This is a genomic window from Candidatus Eisenbacteria bacterium, assembly GCA_018831195.1.
Classification (GTDB): Bacteria; Eisenbacteria; RBG-16-71-46; order CAIMUX01; family JAHJDP01; genus JAHJDP01.
Window position 1 is genome coordinate 1 of sequence record JAHJDP010000103.1, and the last position, 3,531, is coordinate 3,531.

The 3,531-nt window shown below is 57.5% G+C and carries 4 protein-coding genes; 2 read left to right on the plus strand and 2 right to left on the minus strand.

Annotated features, from left to right (window positions below; all coding sequences use genetic code 11):
* Nucleotides 1-356: hypothetical protein (locus KJ970_18175; protein MBU2692850.1), on the plus strand; the 356-nt coding region annotated here is incomplete at its 5' end.
* A gap of 125 nt (nucleotides 357-481) precedes the next feature.
* On the opposite strand, the gene KJ970_18180 is transcribed toward KJ970_18175, so the two are convergent.
* Together KJ970_18180 and KJ970_18185 are read right to left on the minus strand one after the other, a co-directional pair.
* The gene (locus KJ970_18180; GenBank protein ID MBU2692851.1) at nucleotides 482-2,713 is read right to left on the minus strand and encodes a hypothetical protein; all 2,232 of its coding nucleotides are present in this window, start codon (nucleotides 2,711-2,713) and stop codon (nucleotides 482-484) included.
* Nucleotides 2,714-2,993: 280 nt separating this feature from the next.
* On the minus strand, nucleotides 2,994-3,137 hold the full coding sequence (locus tag KJ970_18185; protein MBU2692852.1) for a zinc ribbon domain-containing protein: 144 nt from the start codon (nucleotides 3,135-3,137) through the stop codon (nucleotides 2,994-2,996).
* Nucleotides 3,138-3,307: 170 nt separating this feature from the next.
* Between KJ970_18185 and KJ970_18190 the strand changes: the two genes are divergently transcribed.
* A partial coding sequence (locus KJ970_18190; GenBank protein MBU2692853.1) for a hypothetical protein occupies nucleotides 3,308-3,531 on the plus strand: 224 nt, incomplete at its 3' end.

Genomic DNA, 3,531 nt, shown 5'->3' on the forward strand with positions numbered 1-3,531 from the left:
CCGGTACCGGTAATCTGCTGGTTGCCGTCGCCGGAACGCTTATCGCGGGCCTCCTGATCGCCATCATGCACATAATCCGGCAGGTAAGCCCGAAGAGAAGCGAGTATATTCTGCAATTCAATGTGGTCGCCGGCGAGGAACCCCGGAAACCGTATCTCCCCCTCTTTGACCGCTATCTTCGTTTGAGCTCGCTCATCCATGTAAAATCGGTTCGCTTGGGTGAAGCCCTGCAGCTGAGCTTTTATGTCTCGTTGAAAGACCCTACACAGACAGAACGCTTCGTCAGCGAATTGTCGGCATTGGAAGGCTTAAACCGGGTGAATCTCAGCTATGGAGATGAAACCGGGAGTCTGTAACTCATCAGATTGCGCTGATGATAGAAATCCGGCGAATTGATGAAGTTGGGCATTGAGATCCGTCAGGCCGCCGTCTCCAAGTACATTCGAATCGTTGTACAAACGTGACCGCCCCGGTCCGCCCGTCACGGATGCCGAGGGCGCGGGGTCACGACCGAAGTCGAGTCCGTCGAGATTGAGGCTCCCCCAGTACTACCGGCCTGAATCCGAGATGCCGGGGCACCGTCCCATTCCGCCTTGTACGTAGGATCCCAGAGCCGGATCTCGAGATAGCTCATCTGCTCGCCGCCGCCGATGCACCCAAACGCGTCGGCGTCCCACTCCTCGGTGACCGAGCCGGCCTCCACTCTGCGCCGATACGCGGTGATCAGGGAGTCGCAGACGGCGGCGCCCTCGAGGCGCAAAATCAACTCGCCGCCATCATTGGTTATTAGGGGAACCCCCTTGCCCTCGAATTCTTCGGTCTTGGTGTAATCGATATCCGACTGGTAATAGAACTGGGTCCCCGTAAAGTGCTCCACGTCCAGGGTAACCGGATTGATACGGAGATGGATGCTGCCTGAGTGTCTGGCGATGCCGGCGGTTGTGTCCCATGCGAGCGTGTATTCATTGTCTGTCCAGGTGCCGTCGGCCGCTTCATACGAAGCCACCCAAAAGCCCTGCCTTTCGAGCCCTTCTCCGATGACATAGGCTTGAATCAAACCATTGACGATACAGCGTGTCAGGTGCTCATACTCCGCAGGACGCAGCATCTCCACTTCTAAGGTCACATCCGATCGATTATCCCAATTCCATCCATCGGCCCAATCCTTGGTCATGAGCACCACGAGACGTCGAAAATCGTCTTGCATATGGTGGCACGTTACGCGGTCAAGGTCGACCAGAGTCAGGCTGTCTCGCCCCGAGGCGATGACCTGGGCCTCTTCCCATTCGGAAGCAACATAGGCAGTGAGATGCATGTGCTCCGGCGCCCGCAGCCGCAATGCGTCGGCCTCATTCGTTGACTCCTCAAATACCGACAGGGAAACGACGGCCGATCCGAAGTCGGCGATTTGCCGCACATAGCCGTACTTCTTGCCCAGCGTTCGATAAATGTCTTCGATATTGAAGTCATACGAATGATACAAAACGTGCCAGTCCGCGATCGAATAGATCTCGCTTAACGCGATCTTGTGATGGAATTCGAGACACCATTCGGCAATCGGTGGCACGAGGACCTGTCTCAGCGCGCCGACAATGGACCCCTCCGTCAGAAATCCCTGATAGATCCCCTGCACCACCGATCGACCCTGTTGGCGCACAACATACTCAATAAATGAAGCCATGCCGTATCCATACATATCGTCCGTTAGCGACGGATGCCCACAAAGGCCTGCAAGCGGCATTGCGATATTCTCTCCGCCGATCGAGAAAGGCGATGTATACCCACCGGATATCACATCAAGTTCTATCCAGCTCGACGCCGCCTCATCGAGCCAAAGTCGTTCAGCGTTCCCGGAGATCCAATCCTGCGATGGCCGAGGATCGTACCATTGCTGCCCGCAATGAAAGACCTCATGGCAGACGATGGCCCTCATGAAGTCGCTGTCGGGAGTTATATCGGGGGTGAACATAAAGTAGCCTTTGCCGTCGACGCCATAGAAATATGCACATAGCGACTTTTCCGGTTGAATCATGTAAGCCGGCAGCGGCCAAATAGCGTCATTGCCGCCAAAGGCGAATCCCAGGTCACGCAGGTGATCGAAGCTCAACTCCATCATCTCCAGCACCGTCTGCGCACCTTCCCTGCTGATGTCGCTTTCGCAATATCCGAGCTCAAAATGGGCCGATGGCTCCAGGCGCTTCATCTCCTCGCCCGAGAGGTAGACCTGTTGCTCGGTTCGCTTGTCACCAAAGTCGAAGGGTCCTCGTGTCAATTGTGCAATACACCACCCGGAGCTGTCGCTGCAGGCGATTGGCTCCCAAGCCAGCTGACGGCCGCCGCTGCGTCCATCCCGATTCTCACCTCGATAGAACGTGATCGCATCCTTGCCATCCGCGCCATGCATGAAGCGCAGGGTAACGGGCGCGTGCAGCTCTTGGGGGAGCCCGACGACACTGTAGGCCGGCCGGTTCAGATCGGCAAAGGGATGCGGATCCGTGAACTCGTAGATCGCGAGATGCGTGTCTGTGAGCAGCGCCCCGGCCGGCACGCTGAGGCGGACCTCGTCGGCGGCCAGAACGCCGCCGGCGATGCCGATGGTATCCTCGACGAGCACCGCCGAGGGGCCGCTCTCAGGCGCCAATCGGTCGCGCGTGCCGCAGCCGACAGGCAAAATGAGCGCAACAAGGCAAAGAATGAAAAGCGAGTGACGCATGATAATTCCTCGAGTTCAAGAACGGCACCGACGATACGAAACGCTACTTTGAACAAGTATATCATCGGGCCTCTATTCATATCCAGCCGGGATCTTCCTGCGCCGGTGTTGTACCGGGTCATCATAGACCTGGTCATCCTCGAACTGCGCGCGTGGCGCAACAATGCGGCCAAGCCAGGAGTCTTGGGTGCCCATGCTTGGATCCCCCATGGAGATCACATTCCCTTCTGGTGCCCGGACGCTTTCAACTCCGGCGTGAAAGGCGATCGCGGGCTACGAATCAGCTTTTCTTCTTCGTGGTGACCCCGAAAATCGTGATCTGCTGCCGCACCTTGACGAATTTGCATTCTTGATACTTGACCTTCGCTGTATCGTGCTCGAGGATTCCCATCGTTACCGTGAAGCTCTTCCCGCAGGCCTCCATTTCCTGCGCCGCCTGGCCGCCTTGGTCTCATTTCCTTATAGTCATCAGATTCGGTACCACGGCGTTTTTGCCAACCACAGCCGCTGGCGGAGTTTGTTGCCAGACCCGCGGCGCGGGAAGAATGTACAACCGTCGAGAGCGGGAAGCTGCCCGGGTTGGAAGTTGGAACAATGCAGGCGCCACCGGTCGGATTCGGGGGAGAGGTGTGTCTGGGAAGATCGATCGGAGGGCGAATAACGCAGGGAGATCGGTGTCATTCTGGTGGTTGCCGCGAGGGGGCGGGCCAGAGCAAAAGGACCCTTGAAATGCTTCTCCGCAACCCCGATCCGGTTTTGCCCGGATCGGGGTTTCTCTTAGACATTAATGGCCGCGGGGCGGCGGTGGAGGCGGCCGA

Bases quoted from the DNA above. Each gene is read 5' to 3' on its own strand.
- KJ970_18185 (MBU2692852.1), bottom strand. From the start codon at position 3,137: ATGGAGGCCTGCGGGAAGAGCTTCACGGTAACGATGGGAATCCTCGAG.
- KJ970_18180 (MBU2692851.1), bottom strand. From the start codon at position 2,713: ATGCGTCACTCGCTTTTCATTCTTTGCCTTGTTGCGCTCATTTTGCCT.